This is a genomic window from Microbispora sp. CL1-1, assembly GCF_012034195.1.
Classification (GTDB): Bacteria; Actinomycetota; Actinomycetes; order Streptosporangiales; family Streptosporangiaceae; genus Microbispora.
The window spans coordinates 198,924-216,866 of sequence record NZ_JAATEK010000003.1; the positions used below are offsets into that span (position 1 = coordinate 198,924).

Annotated in this window: 12 protein-coding genes; 5 read left to right on the forward strand and 7 right to left on the reverse strand. The window is 72.5% G+C overall.

What is annotated here, in order from left to right:
* Positions 1-43: 43 nt before the first annotated feature.
* Positions 44-793 carry a peroxide stress protein YaaA gene (locus HCK04_RS05215; RefSeq protein WP_142645723.1) on the forward strand — a complete coding sequence of 250 codons (750 nt, stop codon included), beginning with the start codon at positions 44-46 and terminating at the stop codon, positions 791-793.
* Position 794: 1 nt separating this feature from the next.
* On the opposite strand, the gene HCK04_RS05220 is transcribed toward HCK04_RS05215, so the two are convergent.
* From HCK04_RS05220 to HCK04_RS05235, 4 genes are all read right to left on the reverse strand, one after another.
* Positions 795-1,685, reverse strand: a complete 891-nt coding sequence (locus tag HCK04_RS05220; RefSeq protein ID WP_240971006.1) for a hypothetical protein — start codon at positions 1,683-1,685, stop codon at positions 795-797.
* A gap of 192 nt (positions 1,686-1,877) precedes the next feature.
* The gene (locus HCK04_RS05225; protein WP_260617124.1) at positions 1,878-3,566 is read right to left on the reverse strand and encodes an RNA polymerase sigma factor; all 1,689 of its coding nucleotides are present in this window, start codon (positions 3,564-3,566) and stop codon (positions 1,878-1,880) included.
* A 218-nt stretch (positions 3,567-3,784) separates the two neighbouring features.
* Positions 3,785-5,866 carry a SpoIIE family protein phosphatase gene (locus HCK04_RS05230; protein ID WP_142645726.1) on the reverse strand — a complete coding sequence of 694 codons (2,082 nt, stop codon included), beginning with the start codon at positions 5,864-5,866 and terminating at the stop codon, positions 3,785-3,787.
* Between the two features lie 177 nt (positions 5,867-6,043).
* Positions 6,044-6,610 carry an HhH-GPD-type base excision DNA repair protein gene (locus HCK04_RS05235; RefSeq protein WP_142645727.1) on the reverse strand — a complete coding sequence of 189 codons (567 nt, stop codon included), beginning with the start codon at positions 6,608-6,610 and terminating at the stop codon, positions 6,044-6,046.
* Positions 6,611-6,711: 101 nt separating this feature from the next.
* On the opposite strand from HCK04_RS05235, the gene HCK04_RS05240 reads away from it, so the two are divergent.
* The 3 genes from HCK04_RS05240 (at position 6,712) to HCK04_RS05250 (ending at position 9,521) form a co-directional block, all read left to right on the forward strand.
* The gene (locus HCK04_RS05240; protein WP_185948921.1) at positions 6,712-6,966 is read left to right on the forward strand and encodes a hypothetical protein; all 255 of its coding nucleotides are present in this window, start codon (positions 6,712-6,714) and stop codon (positions 6,964-6,966) included.
* A gap of 225 nt (positions 6,967-7,191) precedes the next feature.
* Positions 7,192-8,694 (forward strand): hypothetical protein, encoded by a 1,503-nt coding sequence (locus tag HCK04_RS05245; RefSeq protein ID WP_142645871.1) that lies wholly within the window; start codon positions 7,192-7,194, stop codon positions 8,692-8,694.
* 62 nt (positions 8,695-8,756) lie between these two features.
* Positions 8,757-9,521 carry a 5-oxoprolinase subunit PxpA gene (locus HCK04_RS05250; RefSeq protein ID WP_142645728.1) on the forward strand — a complete coding sequence of 255 codons (765 nt, stop codon included), beginning with the start codon at positions 8,757-8,759 and terminating at the stop codon, positions 9,519-9,521.
* A 126-nt stretch (positions 9,522-9,647) separates the two neighbouring features.
* On the opposite strand, the gene HCK04_RS05255 is transcribed toward HCK04_RS05250, so the two are convergent.
* The 3 genes from HCK04_RS05255 to HCK04_RS05265 all read right to left on the reverse strand — a co-directional run bounded on the left by HCK04_RS05255 (position 9,648) and on the right by HCK04_RS05265 (position 16,127).
* Entirely contained in the window at positions 9,648-11,351 is a 1,704-nt protein-coding gene (locus HCK04_RS05255) for an ABC transporter family substrate-binding protein (RefSeq protein ID WP_142645729.1), read from the reverse strand.
* Between the two features lie 111 nt (positions 11,352-11,462).
* A complete protein-coding gene (locus HCK04_RS05260) occupies positions 11,463-13,811 on the reverse strand; it encodes an AAA family ATPase (protein ID WP_142645730.1) in 2,349 nt (782 codons plus the stop codon).
* A 123-nt stretch (positions 13,812-13,934) separates the two neighbouring features.
* Positions 13,935-16,127, reverse strand: coding sequence for a hypothetical protein (locus HCK04_RS05265; RefSeq protein ID WP_142645731.1), 2,193 nt, complete (start codon positions 16,125-16,127; stop codon positions 13,935-13,937).
* A gap of 222 nt (positions 16,128-16,349) precedes the next feature.
* Between HCK04_RS05265 and HCK04_RS05270 the strand changes: the two genes are divergently transcribed.
* Positions 16,350-17,939 (forward strand): MFS transporter, encoded by a 1,590-nt coding sequence (locus tag HCK04_RS05270; RefSeq protein ID WP_185948922.1) that lies wholly within the window; start codon positions 16,350-16,352, stop codon positions 17,937-17,939.
* Positions 17,940-17,943 lie beyond the last annotated feature (4 nt).

Sequence of the window (17,943 nt, forward strand, 5' to 3'; positions counted from 1 at the left end):
TCGGGGGAAACTCTCCGGTCGGGGCGCAGTAGGCTGCGAAACCGTGCTCATCCTGCTTCCTCCGTCGGAGGGGAAGGCCGAGCGGGGCACCTCCGCCGCCCGCCGGCTCAGCTTCCCCGAACTCGCCTCCCCGCGCGAGAAGGTCCTCGACGCCCTCGTCTCGCTCTGCCGGACGCCCGAGGCGCGCGACGTGCTCGGCCTGTCGGAGGGGCAGGCCGGCGAGATCGAGCGCAACCTGGCGCTTCCCACGGCACGCACGCTGCCCGTCGCCGCCCTCTACACGGGCGTGCTGTACGACAATCTCGGCCTGGCCACCCTCTCCCCCGAGGCCCGGCGGCGGGCCGACCGGCGGATCGTGGTGTTCTCGGCGCTGTGGGGCCTGCTGCGCCCATCCGACCGCGTGCCGCCCTATCGCCTGTCCATGGGCGTACGGCTGCCGCCGATGGGCGGCCTGGCCGCGTTCTGGCGGCCGTCGATCAGCGCGGTGCTCGACGCGACCAAGGGGCTCGTGGTGGACATGCGCTCCGCGACGTACGCCGCCGCCTGGCAGCCCGGCGAGCGCGGCGTGGCCGTACGGGTGCTGCGGGAGGCGGCCGGAAAGCGGACCGTCGTCAGCCACATGGCGAAGGCCACCCGGGGCGTCGTGGCCCGCGCGCTCCTCGAGACACCCGATCGCCCTCGAACGGCCGGGGATCTCGCCGACCTGCTGACCGGCCTCGGGCATCGCGTGGAACCGGCCGCGCCGGCCGGCCGGGGAAAGCCGCGGATCCTCGACGTGATCGTGGACGAGTGAGTCAGAGGTTGAGCCGGGCGCAGGCCCGGCGGTACTGCTGCGCCGGATCGCCGAGGTGCGACCAGGGCACCCGGCTGAACCGGCCGCCCGTCCTGGCGAGGTGCCCCCGCGCCGGACGCCTGAGGTCGGACAGGTAGAAGGCGGCGCCGAAGACGTTGTGCGCCTCCACCGAGCGCGGGTGCGCCCCGCCGAGGCGCCGCTCCGCCCACTGACCGGCGGCCGAGACGATGTCGCGCTGCGCCTCGAAGGAGAACCAGCCGCCCCGCGACATGGGGGTGCGGGCGGCGGCGACGATCTCGAAGTGGGCCAGCGGCACGAGCGCCGGGAGCGGGCTGCCCTCCGGGGCGTGCGCGGCGGCCGAGCGGGCGAATGCGAGCATCTCCGCCGCGGTGCCGCCCCAGCCGGGCGACAGGGTGATCAGGCGGGCCAGGGCCCCCGAATACAGCGTCGGCCACCGGCGGGAGCATTCGTACCAGACCGCGTCCTTGTCCGCGCGCGGCCGGTCGAGCCCGATCGCCAGCCACATCAGGCACTCCCAGGGAACGGGGTCACTCGGCGCGAGGCCCGCCGCCGTCAGCAGCGGCTGCCTGGCCCGTTCCATCGCCGACTGGTAGGCGTGCTGCCGGTCCGCCTGCACCGCCCTGGCCCGTACGTCGGGCCGCAGTTCCCAGGCCTCCTCCAGGCGGGCCCGGCCGAGCCACAGCCAGAGGTCGGGGTTGCCCTGGTCGTAGGCGATCAACGCCTCTATCGACCGGCTCGCGCCGATGACGGCGCGCGACAGCGCCTCCACCCGCAGCGACCGCTTCTCCGGGTCGCCCCTGCTGTCCGCGAGGACCACCGCCGCCGGTCTGAGGTCACCCCGGGAGACGGCCTCGACCGCCTCGTCGAGCATGGTGTCCGCCCAAGGGCGGTCCGGGATCACTCGTGGCCCCCGAGCACGCGCCCGATCCACTTCGATCACTCCCATGAGGCGCGAGCCTAGGAGCATCGCCGTGCCCACAGCGCTACCACGATGTTACGTCGGCGTAAACACGATCGTCCCCCCGGCCGTGGTGCGTGGCCGGGGGGACGATCGAGTCGTGCGTCAGTCCAGGTAGTCGCGCAGCACCTGCGAACGGGAGGGGTGGCGCAGCTTCGACATGGTCTTGGACTCGATCTGGCGGATCCGCTCACGGGTCACGCCGTAGACCTTCCCGATCTCGTCGAGGGTCTTCGGCTGCCCGTCGGTGAGGCCGAACCGCATGGAGACCACGCCCGCCTCGCGCTCCGACAGCGTGTCGAGAACGGAGTGCAGCTGCTCCTGCAGCAGCGTGAAGCTCACGGCGTCGGCCGGGACGATGGCCTCGGAGTCCTCGATGAGGTCGCCGAACTCGCTGTCGCCCTCCTCACCCAGCGGCGTGTGCAGGGAGATCGGCTCGCGGCCGTACTTCTGCACCTCGATGACCTTCTCAGGGGTCATGTCGAGCTCGCGGGCCAGCTCCTCCGGCGTGGGCTCGCGGCCCAGGTCCTGCAGCATCTGCCGCTGGACGCGGGCCAGCTTGTTGATCACCTCGACCATGTGGACCGGGATGCGGATGGTCCGCGCCTGGTCGGCCATGGCCCGGGTGATCGCCTGCCGGATCCACCAGGTGGCGTACGTGGAGAACTTGTAGCCCTTGGTGTAGTCGAACTTCTCGACGGCGCGGATCAGGCCCAGGTTGCCCTCCTGGATCAGGTCCAGGAACAGCATGCCGCGGCCGGTGTAGCGCTTGGCCAGCGAGACCACGAGCCGGAGGTTGGCCTCCAGCAGGTGGTTCTTGGCGCGGTGGCCGTCCTCGGCGATCCACTCCAGCTCGGCGCGGACGTCGACGGGCAGGTTGTCGGCCTCCTGGGCGAGCTGCTCCTCGGCGAACAGGCCGGCCTCGATCCGCTTGGCGAGCTCGACCTCCTGCTCGGCGTTGAGCAGCGGAACCTTGCCGATCTGCTTGAGGTAGTCCTTCACCGGGTCGGCGGTGGCTCCGGCCGCCGCCACCTGGGCGACGGGCGCGTCGTCATCGTCGTCGGTGAGGATCAGGACCTCGTCCTCGGACTGGGCGAGCGCCTCGGCCTTGGGCTCGTCGCCGTCGGCCTCCCCCTCGGCCTCGGTGTCGGAGTCGTCGGTCTCCACCTCGGCGTCGATCTCGACGTCCTCGACCTCGATGTCGAAGTCCTCGATGTCGACGTCACCTTCGAGGTCGATGTCCTCGTCGTCGGCGATGTCGGCGGACTTCGGCTTGGAGTCGGCCTTGGGCGCCTTGGCCTGGGGACCCGTGGCGGGGGCCTCCGGCTTGGCGGGCGCGGCCTTCTTCGGCGGCGCGGGCTTGGCGGGCGCCTTGGCGGCGGCCGGCTTGGCCGCGGGCGGCGCGGGCTTGGCCGGCGCGGGCTTCTTCGGCGCCGGCTTGGCGGCCGGCGCGGAGTCGGTCACCACGGCGGTCACGGTCTCCGGCTGCGACTCCTTGGCCGCGGCGGATTTGGTGGTCTTCTTGACGGGCGCGGTGGTGCGGCGCTTGGCTTGACCTCGAGAACGCTTGGGAGCCGCGGAGTCGGCGGCCGTCACCACGACGGTCACACCCTCCTTGCTGAGGCTGCGCAGGAATCCAGCGGCTTGCGACATCGGGATGTCCGCTTCCTCGAAGGCCTTGCGGACATCCTCGGACTCGAGGAAACCCTGCGAGCGCCCACGCTCGAGGAGCTGCTGAATCACTGGCTCGTTCAGCTCCGACGGCTTCGAGCGAGTCGAACTTGCAGGCGACACGAACACCTCTCGAACGAACGCATGGCGAGAATGGACCCAGGTGCTTCTTCTTTTCCGGTGGTGAGGTCGCGCAGACCGCGACATGCCATTGTGGCACGCCACGGTACGTGATACGGCCGCGTCCCGCCGGTTGCTCCTCCACCCTAGGCCGACCGAGACACTAGTGCGTACGGAAGGAGGTCACTGATACCCGAAAGCAACCGTTATGCCTGATTCATTCAGTCACTCTTCGTGGCCGGTGGCACGTGGACCGCGAGTACCGTTACGTCATCATCCTGTTCATACCCGGACAGCATGTGGTCCACCAGGAAATCCAGCAGCATATTCGGGCTGATCAGGACCTCTGGGGGCGCCTCGGCCACGACGGACGAAAGCTCCCTGAGTCCGGCGTCCAGCCCGCGCTTGCGGTTCTCCACCAGGCCGTCCGAGTAGAGGACGGCGGTGTGACCCGGCGGCACGCAGAACCGGAACTGCTTGCGGCTCGTGGCCCAGCCGAGCGGAGTGCCCGGCTCGGTCTCGTGCAGCAGCCCGACGCCCTGCGGCGAGACCAGCAGCGGCGGCGGGTGACCGGCCAGGGCCAGCGTGCCCTCCCCGGTGCCGGGCTCGACGACCATGTACGCCAGGGTGGTGACCTGCTCTTCCTCCTCGGTGGCCTCGAAAACGCGGTCGAGCCCCGTCAGCACCGCGGCCGGGGGCGGGTTGGTCAGCGCGAGCGCGCGCATGGCGTTGCGGATCCGGCCCATGCCGGCGGCGGCCTTGACGCCCTTGCCCATGACGTCGCCCACCACGGCCGCCACCCGGCCGTCCTGGAGGACGAACGCGTCGTACCAGTCGCCGCCCACCTGCACGTGCCGGGAGCCGGAGCGGAAGCGGTAGGCCAGCGTCAGCCCACGCACCACCGGCAGGCGCTCGGGCAGCAGGCTGCGCTGCAGCGTCTCGGCGGTCTTGTGCTCGCGCTCGAAGAGCGTGGCCCGCTCGACCGCCAGGGCGCACTGACCGGCGAGGGCCTCCAGGAAGACGCCGTCCTCCTGGGAGATCTTCTGGGTCCGGGTGAACGCGAACCGCAGCGCGCCGAGCGCCCGCCCGGCCGCCAGCAGCGGCAGGCCCACCCAGGCCCGCTCGTCGGTCTGCGCGAGGAACCCGGAGATCTGTGCCTCGTCGGCGCCGGCGTCCACGAGCTGGGCGCGCAGGCTCTCCGGCGACTCGGCGAAGACCGGGCGGCGGCTGTTGACCGCCATCGTCATCACGTTGGGGTTCGCGAGATCGATCTCCTCGCCCCGGGTGTCCGGGGTGCCGCCGCTGCTGATCAGCTTCAGCGTCGCCCGGTCGAGGTCGAGCAGGGCCACCGACGAGTGGTCGGCGGCGAGGGCCGTACGGCCGACGTCGATGATGACCTGCACCACCTGCTCGACGGTGAGCGCCTCGGCGAGCTGCGCGGTCGCGCCCTGGAGACGGGCGGTGCGCAGCGCGGCGGCGCCGAGCTGGTCGGTGAGGCGGCCGCGCATCTCCTCGGCCTCGCGCTGCGGCGTGACGTCGGTGTTCGCCCCGACCCACTCCACCACGCGGCCGTGCCTGATGATCGGCACGGCCCGGACCTCGAAGTGCCGGTAGCCGCTGGCCCGGGTGCGCACCCGGTAGCTCCACTCGAACATCGTCCGGCCGCGCAGCGCCTCGCGCCACGCCTCCTCGGTGCCGGGACGGTCGTCCGGGTGCACGGCGTCCAGCCAGCCGTGGGCGAGGTACTCCTCCAGGCCCTGGCCGGTGATGGCACGCCACTGGGGCGCGTCCTCGGCGACCGTGCCGCTGGGCGAGGTGATCCACACGAGCTGCTGCTGCGACTCCACCAGCGAGCGGTAACGCTCCTCGCTGCGCTCGAGGACCTCCTCGTTCAGCTGCCGCTCGGTCACGTCCACGCCGAAGAACGCGGTGCCGACGACGCCGTCGTCGCCCCGCATCGGGTAGAACGACACCGTCCAGTGGCGGGTGTCGCCGTTCCCGGCGCGGGTCCTGATCCGCTGGTCGGTGATCGGCAGCGACTCGTCGGCGATCCGGCGCAGCGCCGCCTCGATGAGGGTGGTCAGGTCGGCCGGCAGTAACTCGGACGGCCGGCGGTCAAGATGCAGCTCGACAGGATGGCCGGTCAGCTCGGTAAAGGTGGAGTTGACCCGGACGAAACGTCCATCCGGGTTGAAAAAGGCGAAGGCAAACGGCGCCTCCGACATCATGCCTCTGAAGAGGTCGGAGTCTGATATGTCCAAACCGGGCTCCCGGGGCCGGGGCACGGAGGTTTCGGCGCTCATGGTCGGCACCTCCGTCGCGTGCCAGCGTCTCCCACGAGGCACATCTCCATAACTGTGATTGGTAGCGCAGATCTGCCCTACATCATGGGCGATCGGCATGCACGGACGGAAGCCCCGCCCGCCATGCGGTCAACGCATCCTGTCAAAAGACCGGCGTCTCGCGCAGGAGGATCCGGCCTACTTCTTGGCCGCCCGCTTCGCTTCCTGCTTGGTCGCGCGGACCAGTTGCAGGCTCTCGGCGTCCACGACGTCGGCCACCGACCGGTGCACCCCCTCCTCGCCGTACGGCCCGGCCGCCTCACGCCAGCCGTCCGGGCGCACACCGCACTGCTTGCCCAGCAGGGCCAGGAAGATCTGGGCCTTCTGCCGGCCGAATCCGGGGAGGGCCAGCAGCCGGCGCAGCAGCCCGGCGCCGTCGCGGACATCCTCCCACACCTTCTCGGCCGAGCCATCGTATTGCTCGACCAGATAGGCCGCGAGCGCCTGGACCCGCGCCGCCATGGCCTTCGGATAGCGGTGGACGGCAGGCGTCGCCGCGAGCAGAGCCGCGAACTGATCAGGATCATAAGAGGCGATCTCACGCGCGTCCAGGTCCCTGCCGAGCCGGTCGGCGATCGTACGGGGCCCCGCGAAGGCCCGCTCGAGCGGCACCTGTTGATCGAGCAGCATGCCGATGAGCAGTGCGAGGGGGCTGCGGCCGAGAAGCTCGTCGGCCTCGGGATCCTGGGCGAGCCGGATACGCATGGATTCAGCTTCCCACGCGGCGGCCCGCGAAGGGTTGACACCGCCGGGGAAAGAGGTGGAATAAGGGGCGGCAGGTCCCCATTCAGCGAGGAATGCAGTCCATGCCCGTACTCGCAGCACGAATCAGTGGCGGCCCAACACCGGAGCCGGGTCTTCGTGAACCGGCGGAACTCGTCACCCACCGGCTGGCCGCGGAATTCCTGACCGTCCCCCTGTCCGCAGTCGCCCGGTGCGTCGCCGACACCTGGGCCTGCGGCGAGCATCTCGGACTCGACGTCACTCCGGAGATCGTCGAGCGGGTCGCCCGGGAACGCCTCCTGGGCGTGGTCAACTCGGCGCCGCCTTCCCGGAGGTGAGGCGCCGCGCCGCGGTCCCCCAGCGAGCGTCCCCACCCGCACCCGTACGGCGGGCACGGCCGGAGCGGCAGATAACGGGGAAGTCACCGGGCCGTGTTCCTGATGCCGTTCGCGGCGGGAATGCGAGAAGGTGGTCACCGTGAGCGAGCGGAGCGAGACCTCGTGAGTCGCCGGCGCCGACGTGACCCCCGGGAGACCCGGCCACCGGACGACGTGTTCGCGGAGATGCTGCTGGCGGCCAGGGAACTGCTCGCCGTCCGCAGCCCTCTCGACGCCGAGCTCATGGTCTCCGACATGCTCGGGGCCTGGTGGGGCAGGCGGCTGCGCGGCGGCGACGTCGAGCAGATCCTCGGCGAGGGGCTGGTGGACTACGCGGCCAAGGCCGGCACGCCGGCCGCGCTCACTCTGCTCGTCTCCGTCGCCTACCTCGGCACCGCCCGCCAGGCGGCCAAGGCGGAGGGCGCGGCGCTCGCGCTGATGGAGTCGGACGTCGCCCGCCCCCGCTGGGCCGACCGCGTCGGGGCCGTCAAGCCGACCGGCTGCTACGTCTCCAGGGACGTGTACGGCGACCAGGACACCGTGGTGTGCACGTTCGCCTACAACGGCGAGGACAGGCACGCGCTGGTCGTGGTCGTCGACTACAACATGGGCGGCATGGCCCGCGACGCCTGGGTGTCGTCGCAGGTCGACAAGCTGCTCGAACAGGCCAGGCTGGAGGCCGCGGGCAACGCGCTGCTGCGGTTCGAGGAGCTGGAGCCACAGCAGGCGCGGGCGCTGCTGGAGTTCGCCATGAAGGCCACCAGGACCGCCGCGCACGGCCGCACCGGCCCCAAGCTCGTGAGCGACAGCTACAGCGCCTACCACGCCTTCGCGCGGGCGCGGATCAAGGCGCTGCCGCCCGGGCGGATGCGGCCCGCCCCCGCGCACACCGAGGCGCCCTACAGCCGCGACCGCCGCGCGATGCTGGCGGCCGAGTTCCTCGCCTCGGACGCGGCGGAGAACCTGTCGGACCCGTCGGCCGCCTCCCGGTGCGCCGACCACATCATCGACTACGGCTGCGACCAGGACTTCGGGCGGCCGATGCGGGTGAGCCCGACCAAGTGCGAGACGTTCCTGCTCGACTGGCTGCCGCGCAAGGTCCTGCTCAGCCCGGCGGAGCAGGACGCGATGCCGCATGTGCTGTCGGCGTGGGTGCGTTTCGCCGGCCCCCGGATCGGCCTGCCCGAGCAGGGGGTGCGGGCGACGCTCGACGCGGTCTGGGAGGCGACGGCCCGCTTCACCGAGGCCTACCGCGACCCGACCACGTTCGGGCTGGACCGCTCTCTCGTGGAGCGGCTGCTGCCCGACGGCGACCTGTCCGCCCTGGCCCGGCGCGCGTTCGCGTTCCCCCTGCTGCAGGGCATGCGCGGCTCGACCAGCCTCGACCTGCTGAACCCGGCGGACGAGGCCGACCGGCGCATCCTGCTGGAGATCGACCACGCCGGCGAGCTCGGCCGTACGGACCTGGAGGAGCACCTCGCCTGGCACGAGGAGATCGCGGGCCGGCTGTGGGTCGGCGACCCGCCGCAGCTGTGGGAGGCCGCCCAGCGCCTGATCGACCTCGGGCACGACCGGCACGACGTGCTGCACGTCCTCATCGAGATCGCCGAGCGGATCGGCGACCATCCGGACGAGCTGGCCGCCGCGCTCGACGACATCGCCGACATCCCGGACGAACCTCCCGCCTGACGGCGGCGGCCCCTCTCCCTGCGGCAGGATGGACACCGCACCGAGCTGCGGGAGGCACGGCGATGACCACTGGCGTGATGGACCTGAACGCCGATCTCGGAGAGGGTTACGGGATCTGGCGGCTCGGGGACGACGTGGCCCTGCTCGACCTGGTGACGAGCGCCAACATCGCCTGCGGCTTCCACGCGGGCGACCCGCTGATCATCCGCCGCACCTGCGCGGCGGCGGTGGACCGCGGCGTGACGATCGGCGCCCAGGTCTCCTATCGCGACCTGGCCGGCTTCGGCCGCAGGGAGATGGAGATCGATCCGGAGGAGCTGTGCTCCGACGTGCTCTATCAGCTCGCCGCCCTGGACGGCATGGCCAGGTCGATGGGCGGGCGGGTGTCGTACGTGAAACCGCACGGCGCCCTCTACAACCGCGCCTGCCGCGACGAGGAGCAGGCGGAGGCCGTGGTGGCCGCCGTGGAGGCCTTCGGCGCGGCGCTGCCGATCCTCACGCTGCCCGGGTCGGCCCTCTCGCGGGTGGCCGCCCGTCATGGCGTGCCGTCGGTGGCCGAGTGCTTCGCCGACCGCGCGTACACGGCCGAGGGGACGCTGGTGCCCCGGAGGCGGCCGGGGGCGGTGCTGCACGATCCGGACGAGGTCGCGGCCCGCGCCGTGCGCATGGCCACGGAGGGCGTGGTGACGACGATCGAGGGCGGCGAGGTGCGCGTCGGCGCCCGGTCCGTCTGCGTGCACGGCGACACCCCCGACGCCGTACGGATCGCCGCCGCCGTCCGCAAGGCGCTCCTGGAGGCCGGCGTGACGGTGGAGCCGTTCATCTGACCCGCCAGGCCCCGTGCCGTCGGCTGGGGGCCCCTGTCGCCGCATGTGCCTCCCGGGCACCGCCTGGGCGCCTCCTGGGCGTCGCCGGGGGCCTCCGGCGGCCCGGAGACGGCCCGTGGGCGCCGCTCAGGAGGCGTAGCCGATGTCCTCGTACCTGAGGTCGAAGAACCCGTTGGCCCCGACGTTGGCCAGCGCGGACCGCACGGCCACGCCCTGCGGGCTCTGGTAGAGCGGCAGCACGTTGACCTTCTTCCAGACCAGCCGGTCGGCCTCGTTCAGCAGGCCGGGCACCTTGCCGGGGTCGAGCGTGCTGCCCGCGCGATACATGGCCTCGTCGATCTGCCTGCTCCCGCTGCGCCCGAGGTTGGAGTACCACTCGACGTCGTCGCCCCGGCCGCCCCTCTCGCCGTCCGCGTAGATGTCGAAGGCGCTCGACACCGGGAACGGCGAGCTCGGATAGGCGAATGCGGTGATGTCGAAGTCGCCGGGGATGAGGTGCTTGCCGAAGAAGTCGTTGAAGGACACCTTGCGCACGTCGACCCGGATGCCCACGCGATCGAGCATCTGCCGGGCGACGCCTGCCTCGACGCCGCTCATGACGATGCCGTCGGGCACGACGAAGCGCAGCGTGAGCGGCTTGCCGTTCTTCACGCGGGTCTTGCCCGACAGCTTCCAGCCCGCCTGGTCGAGCAGCTGCCCGGCCCGTTTCGGGTCATACGCACCGATCTGTCCGGCGTTGGCCTGATACCCGTACTGGCTGTTCATGAGGAAGTGGTTGTCCAGCGTCACGATCGGCCAGCCGAGCCCCTTGAGGTCCACCTGCATGAGGCCGCGGCGGTCGATCGCCGCCGCGACGGCCTCGCGCACCCGCGCGTCGGACAGGACCGGGCTCTCCCCGTTGAAGGTGAACTGCCGATACTGGGTGCTCGCGGCCTGCCGGATCACGGCGTCCCACGCCTCCCTGACCCGCGCGTAGTCGTCGGGGGACGGGCCCACCTCGAAGAGGTCCACGTCGCCCTTGGTGAACGCGTGGACCATCTGGTCGGGGCGCACGGTCCGGAACTCGATGGCGTCCAGTTTGGCGCGGTTGCCCCACCAGGCGGGGTTGCGGGTGAGCCTGACCGTCTTGCCCTTGACGTCGAGACGCTCGACGCGGAACGGCCCCGCGGTCACCGGGATGTGGTTGATCCAGTCGGCGTTGAACGCCGCCGCGGTCGCGTTGGTGCTGCTGGGATACAGCGGCGTGAACAGCGACTGCCACTCGTTGAACGGCTGGGCGAGGGTGACCACCACCTCGCGGTCGCTCGCCCCTCTGGCCACGCTCTGGATGTTCTCGTACGCGATGGTCGAGTCGACCCGGTAGTCCCGGTCGTGGCCGCTCATGGCCTTCCACTGGGCGGCGAAGTCGGTCCAGGTGATCGGCCTGCCGTCCGACCACTTCGCCTTGGGGTTGATGGAATAGGTGATGACCTGCCGGGGAGAGGTCGCGGTGATCCTCGCGTTGGTCACGTAGTCGGTGTCGAGCGTCAGCCGCCCCCGCTCGTCGGAGCGGAACGTGCGGGGCATCAGCGCGTCGGTCACCGCCTTGACTCCGGTGCCGTCGCCGTCGATGTGGTTGCGGTTCCACTGGGTCGGGAAGTCGGTGAGCCCCCACCGGAGCGTGCCGCCGTCCTTGACCTTGTCGCGGGCCATCGGGTTGATGTCGTACGCCTTGACCGGGGAGGGGGCGAGCCCGTTGTCCGGTTCACCGGGCCCCCGCTGCACGCCGCAGGCACCGGCGGCCCACAGAGCGGCCAGTGTGGCCAGGGCGACCGGCCATCGTGCTCTCACGTGCTTCTCCGATCCTCCGGCTACCATCCGCAGTCGATTAGTAGCAGGAAGTGACGGCTCGCGGCCATCGGGACACGCGTCTGCGGGGTTCCCCTGACACGTCCTACGGCATCAGGACAACTCGTCCACCGCGCTGCGGACGTCCTCGCTGGTGATCGTCGTCAGCTCGGCGGCGTTCGCCGACCCCTGCTCGGCGAGCCGGACGTCGCGCCGCAGCGCGGCCCGCTCGTAGAGCGACCGGGCGAAGCGGCCGTTGCCCAGGCCGTCGATGAGCCCCTCCCGGCACACCCAGTCGAAGACGTCGGCGAGGTCGCGGGCGGCGGAGGCGTCGAACCTGTCGCCGCTGCCGGAGGCCAGCAGCTCCGCGATCTCGGCCAGCTCCGACGGCCGATAGGAGGGGAACGACACGCGCTGGTTGAACCGGGAGGCCAGGCCGGGGTTGGTCGCCAGGAACGCGTCCATCTCGCGCTCGTAGCCCGCCAGGATGATGACCACGCGGTCGCGGTCGTCCTCGGCGCGCTTCAGCAGGGTCTGCACCGCCTCGGCCCCGAAGGCGTCGCCCCCCGAATAGCCGGTGTTGACCAGGCTGTAGGCCTCGTCGATGAACAGCACCCCGCCGAGCGCCCGGTCGACCAGCTCGTTGGTCTTGATCGCCGTGGCGCCGAGGTGCTGGCCGACCAGGTCGGCCCGCGACGCCTCGACCACGTCGGACCGGGCCAGCAGGCCCAGCGCGGAGAAGATCCGGCCGAGGATGCGCGCGACGGTCGTCTTGCCGGTGCCAGGAGGGCCGACGAACACGAAGTGCCGCATCTGCGACTGGACCGGCAGGCCCTGCTCCTGGCGCATCCTGGCCACCTTGAGCTGGGCGGTGATCGCGTGCACCTGCCGCTTGACCGGTTCGAGGCCCGCCATCCTGTCGAGGTCCGCGAGCGCCTCGTCCAGGGTCGGGGTGACCTGGTAGCCGCGGTATCGCGCGGTGATCTCGTTGAACGCCTTGGTCACGTCGTCAGCGGTGGTGGTGACCAGGTCCTCGCCGCGCGGCGCCCCGCCCGCGCTCACCACGCGCACGTCGCGGGCCTGCGCCGCGGCCTCGGCGAGGCTGCGGGCGAACCGGGCGTTGCCGAGGTCGTCGACGAGCCCCCGGCGCTCCACGTCCTCGAACAGCCGGCGCAGCACGGGACGGGCCTCCGGGGCGAGCCGGTCTCCCCGGCGCTGCTGCAGCGCCTCGGTGATCTCCAGCAGCTCCGCCGGACTGTAGCTGGGGAAGCGCACCCGGGTGGCGAAGCGGCTCGACAGCCCCGGGTTGGACGCGAGGAAGTCGTTCATCTCCCGCTCGTAGCCGGCCAGGATGACGATGAGCCGGTCACGGTCGTCCTCGGCCCGCTTGAGCAGCGTCTGCACGGCCTCCGCGCCGAACCGGTCGGGCTGGCCGTCGCCCGAGTTGATCAGGCTGTACGCCTCGTCCACGAACAGGACGCCGCCGAGCGCGCGGTCGATCAGCTCGTTGGTCTTGATCGCCGTGGCCCCCAGGTATTCCCCCACGAGGTCGGCCCGCTGCGCCTCGACCACGAACGGCGTCTCCAGCAGCCCGAACGCGTAGAAGATCTTGGCGAGCGACCTGGCGACGCTGGTCTTGCCGGTGCCGGGAGGGCCGACGAACACGAAGTGGCGCATCGGCCGCTCGTTGGCGTAGCCCGCCTCCCTGCGCAGCCGGGCCGCCTCTATCGACGCGGCGATGGCGCGCACCTGCTCCTTGACCGGTTCGAGGCCGATCATGGACTCCAGCTCCGCGAGCGCCTGCTCGACCGTGATGGGCGGCGGGGCGCCGGCCTCGGCCGCGGCGGTCTGGTGGCCGCCCGCCCTGCCGCGCACCTGCACCTGGGTCTCCGCGCCCGCCGCCTCCCGCTCCGCCTCCGCGCGCACCCTGCGGGCCAGCACCAGGCGGTAGAGGAGCACCGCCGCGACGACGCCGTACGCGCCCCACAGGGCGGCGGACGGCGACAGCGGCGACAGCGACAGCGCGACGACGCCGGCGGGCGCGAGTGCCATCAGCGTCGTCAGCCACGGCGGGACCCACCGGATCAGGTGGGCCGCGACGCCGGTCAGCGCGCCCAGCAGCATCAGCAGGCCGGGCGCGATCGACTGCCCGCCGAACACGCCCATGAACAGCGGCAGCAGCAGGCCCCACCCGGCGAGCACGAGCACGGTCGCGGCGGCGCGCGGATAGCTGAGCGCCAGCGCGAGGAAGCACAGCGCCAGGAACGTGTAGATGAACGTGGGCACCAGCGACCAGTTGAGCGCCGCGGCCAGGCCCATGGTGGCGACGAGCAGCACGACGAACAACGCGCGCCGCGCGAACGGCGGAAGTTGGAAATAGCGGAAACGCACCTGTTCGAACAGATCACGTGCCGCAGTCCGGCTTAAGAGGCTCGCCGCCCGTGCCCTGTCGGAGTCCCGCATCGACGCCTCCCCGCTTCGACCCCGGTTATACCGCACGTGCGAACGGAATGGGTGGACCCAAGCGGCGCGGTGGACGACGCACGTCGCCGGAACCGGACGCGCGCCCGAGTTGCGTGGTTCGCGCTACCGGGTGCGGGCCTGGTGGCGTCCGGGGTACTCGCGCATCAGAACCTGCCGCGGCGTCACCCGCAGCACGTCGTCGTCCGGCACGGCGACGCCCCGCACCTCTGCCCAGAATCGCGGGTCTCCCACGAAGAGCACCACGCGGGGATCGCGCCGCACCGCGTCCCACGCCTCGTCGCCCGCGATGAGGCGGAACTCGCCCGCCGGGCTCACCGAGGTCACGGCGCTCACCGCGAGCGCGCGCGGGCCGTCAGCCCCGGTGCAGGCGAGGACCACGTTCCGGGAGTAGGCCGCGGCGTGCCGCACTTCCTCGCTGAGACCGGCCGAGGGGGTCAGGTCGCCGGGGATCCGCGCGCCCCGCGACTCGGACGGCACGAGCGAGGCGCGCCACGGACCCGGCCCGCCGCGCCACCACGCCCGTACGGCACGCACCGCGAAGGCCGCCGCGCCGAACGCCAGCGCGCCCCACGCACAGCGCCACAGGGCCACGACGGCGGGGCCGGGTCCCATGAGGGCGTGCGCCGCGCCCGCCGCGGCGGCGCAGAGGGCGGCGACGGCCGGGGCGGTGAGCGCCGTGGCGAGCCACCGGTCGTCCGGCCGCGGCGCGCCCGTCGTGCGCGCGTGCAGCAGCCCAACCGGGACCGCCAGGCACGCGACGGCGGCGAGGGGCACCGTGGTCACGAAAGGCAGGAGCATGAGCACCGCGGCCGCCTGCCACGCGCGGGCCGCGACGATCCAGTACGCGACGGCGATGTCACGCGCCGCCGCCCGGTCGGCCGCCGCCGCCCGCCCCCGATCGGCCACGCCGGACCCAGCCGGCCGTACGGGTGGTTGTGCGGGTGGCGGCGCTTGCGGCGGCACCCGCGACGGCATGGGCGGTGAGGCGGAGCCTTGCGCGGGTGGTGGCACGCGAGATGGGACGGGTGGCGGCGCTTGCGGGGGCACGCGTGGTGGCGTGGCCGATGAGGCAGGTCGTTGCGCGGGTGGTGGCACGCGTGACGGCATGGCCGATGAGGCGGGTGGTCGCATGCGTGACGACGAGGGCACATGCAGCGCGGTGGCGAACCGCCTCAGCGCGGCGAGCGGGCGCCCCCGCCACGTCTCGGCCAGGAGCCGGACGGCGAGCGCCACGACGGGGTTCAGGAGCACCAGCCCGGTCGCCCCGGCCCAGACGCCGCCCCCTTCGTGCAGCGAAGCCGCCCCCGGCTCCGGCAGCGTGGCCAGCTCCGCCAGGTACGCCGCCGGGGTGAGCAACCCGAGCGCGACCGACATGAAGAGCCGCAGGTCGCGCCGGAGCATCCCGGGGACGTAGGTCCAGGCGCCGACGCGCGCGGCCTGCCGGAGGCAGACCACGAGGACGGCGGCGAGCGCCAGCGCGCCGACGACGCGCACGTCCCCCCGCATGGCGGGGAGGTCGTGCAGGCCGGGGAGATCGTGCACACCGGGAAGGCCGTGCATGCCGAGGAGGCCCTGCACACCGGAGAGGCGCCGCGTGCCGGGATGACCGTTCGCGCCGGGGAGAAGGCCCGGCAGCAGAACGGCCGCGCAGATCCCGGCCGTCGCGACCGCGAGGATCACCCGCACCTGCCGCGACCAGGTCTCCAGGGCACGCCGCGCACGGCCCGTGTCGCGGGGGTCGGCCTCCCACGCGGGGTCGTGGTGGTCGCGCGGCCGCTGCCAGCGCAGCAGGGCCAGGCCGAGGTTCACCCACGCCGCCGGGTGGTCCCGGCGCCTGCGCAGCGCCGCGCCGTACGCCCGGGCGGCCCCGTCGTGGTCACCGCGCAGCAGCGCGAGGTCGCCGCACAGCACGTGGGGGTCGGGCTCGTCGGGGGCGAACCGGACGGCGCGGCGGGCCTCCGCCCAGGCCTCCCGCCACCGTCCGGGGATCCGCCGCAGCGCGCTCGCGAGCCGCAGCCGCGCCGCCCAGGAGCCGGGCGCGAGCCGTACGGCCTCTCGTGCCGCCGCCACCGCCTCGGTGTCGCGCCCGAGACGCTCCAGTGCCGCCCCGACGAGGCGATGCCCCCATTCGTCCTGCGGATCGCGGCCGATCGCCTGGCGCGCCGCTTCCAGCGCCGCCTCCGGCTGGTCGCACGACAGCCGGGCCACCGCGACGGCGCACCAGGCGCGGGCGTCGGCGCGGTCGAGCGGGGGCGGCACCGGGGACGTGTCGCGTCCGTCGATATCGCTCCCCACGACCGCATGATCCGTTGCGGCCGGTCTCTTGCCTAGACGCGGGATATATACCTATGGCTCTCTAGAGAGGCGGATTGCTCCGCTTGATCACCTGGGGTGATGGGGATCCGGCGATTTGTTCCCGACATCACCGGAAGGGCTGAGAGATCCGCTTCCCATGGCCTAAGCTGCCACGCATGTTCCAGCTGGCCGGGATCTCGGAGCAGGAGCACTGAGCGGACTATGATCATGGTTTCGGTCGAGTCCGCCGCCGTCCGCGCCACCAGTGCCCTGCGGGAGCGGAGGGCGAGCCGGTGGTCGGTGCTCGTGCTCCTGTGCTTCAGCCTGCTCCTGATCGCGGTCGACGCGACCGTGCTGCACATCGCCGTCCCGGCGCTCACCGCCGCCCTGGAGCCGTCGTCCGTACAGCTCCTGTGGATCATCGACATCTACTCGCTGGTCGTCGCGCCGCTGCTGGTGACGTTCGGCACGCTGGGCGACAGGTATGGCAGGCGGCCCCTGGTGCTCGGCGGCTACGTGGTGTTCGGCCTGGCCTCGCTGTCGGCCGCGTTCGCCGCGACCCCGCTCGCGCTCATCGTCTCGCGGGCCTTCCTCGGCGTCGGCGGCGCGATGATCATGCCGGCGACGCTCTCGATCATCCGGCAGGTCTTCACCGACCGGCGCGAGCGGGCGATCGCGCTCGGCGTGTGGAGCGCCGTCGCCGCCGCGGGAGCGGCCGTCGGGCCGCTGATCGGCGGGGTCCTCGTCGAGCACCTGTGGTGGGGCGCGGTCTTCCTCATCAACGTGCCGCTGCTGCTGATCGCGTTGCCGCTCGCCGTACGGATCCTGCCGGCGTCACCGCGGCGGGCCGACCATCCGTGGGACGCGCTGAGCGCGGCCCTGTCCACCGTGGGCATCCTGGCGATCGCGTTCGGGCTGAAGGAGGCGGGGTCGGGGCACACGCTGGGCCGCGGGCTCTCGCTCGCCGTGCTCGCGACCGGCGTCGCACTGCTCGTCTGGTTCGTACGGCGGCAGCGGCGGCTGGCGTTCCCCCTGCTCGACATCGGCCTGTTCACGCAGCGCGGCTTCGCGACGGGCGTCGGCTGCGTGCTGCTGGCCATCTTCGCGCTGGTCGGGCTGGAGCTGATGCTGGCGCAGTATCTCCAGCTCGTGCTGGGGCTTTCGCCCCTGGAGGCCGCCGTGCGGATGCTGCCGCTCATGGTCGCGGCGATCGCGGGCGGCCTGGCCGCCGCGCACGTGCTGGGGCGCGTCGGGCTGCGCGCGACGGTGGGCGGCGGCCTCGCCCTGACCGCGCTCTCGCTCACCCCGGTGCTGACCTGGGGCACCGAGCAGCATCCGGTGATGCTGACTGCCTGCTTCGTGGGGATCGGCTTCGGCGTCGAGGTCGCCCTGCTGGCGGCGTCGGACACGATCATGGCAACCGTGCCGGAGTCGCGGGCCGGCGGCGCCGCCGCGATCGAGGAGACGGCCTACGAGCTCGGGGCGGGCCTCGGCATCGCCGTCCTCGGGACGATCACCACGATCGTGTACGCCCCCTCCCTCGCAAACGTGCCGGGCATCCCGGCCGGGCTCATGGCGCAGGCGCGTGAGTCGCTGGCCGCGGCCGCGCACGTGGCCGACGAGACCGGTGCGGCCGGGACCGCGCTGCTGGAGGCCGCCCGCGCGGCCTTCGTCACCGCCCTGCACTCCACCATCGCCGTCAGCGTGGCGCTGCTCGCGCTCACCGCGCTGGCGGTGGCCCTGCTGCTCCCCCGCCACGTTCCCACCCCCGCGAGCGCCGACGCCGAGGAGTCCGACAGCGTACGGACCTGAGCGG

Excerpts from the sequence above, each read along its gene's own strand:
- HCK04_RS05220 (WP_240971006.1), bottom strand. The coding sequence starts at position 1,685 with ATGCTCGACGAGGCGGTCGAGGCCGTCTCCCGGGGTGACCTCAGACCG.
- HCK04_RS05230 (WP_142645726.1), bottom strand. The coding sequence starts at position 5,866 with ATGAGCGCCGAAACCTCCGTGCCCCGGCCCCGGGAGCCCGGTTTGGAC.
- HCK04_RS05235 (WP_142645727.1), bottom strand. The coding sequence starts at position 6,610 with ATGCGTATCCGGCTCGCCCAGGATCCCGAGGCCGACGAGCTTCTCGGC.
- HCK04_RS05240 (WP_185948921.1), top strand. The coding sequence starts at position 6,712 with ATGCCCGTACTCGCAGCACGAATCAGTGGCGGCCCAACACCGGAGCCG.
- HCK04_RS05245 (WP_142645871.1), top strand. The coding sequence starts at position 7,192 with ATGCTGCTGGCGGCCAGGGAACTGCTCGCCGTCCGCAGCCCTCTCGAC.
- HCK04_RS05250 (WP_142645728.1), top strand. The coding sequence starts at position 8,757 with ATGACCACTGGCGTGATGGACCTGAACGCCGATCTCGGAGAGGGTTAC.
- HCK04_RS05260 (WP_142645730.1), bottom strand. The coding sequence starts at position 13,811 with ATGCGGGACTCCGACAGGGCACGGGCGGCGAGCCTCTTAAGCCGGACT.
- HCK04_RS05270 (WP_185948922.1), top strand. The coding sequence starts at position 16,350 with ATGATCATGGTTTCGGTCGAGTCCGCCGCCGTCCGCGCCACCAGTGCC.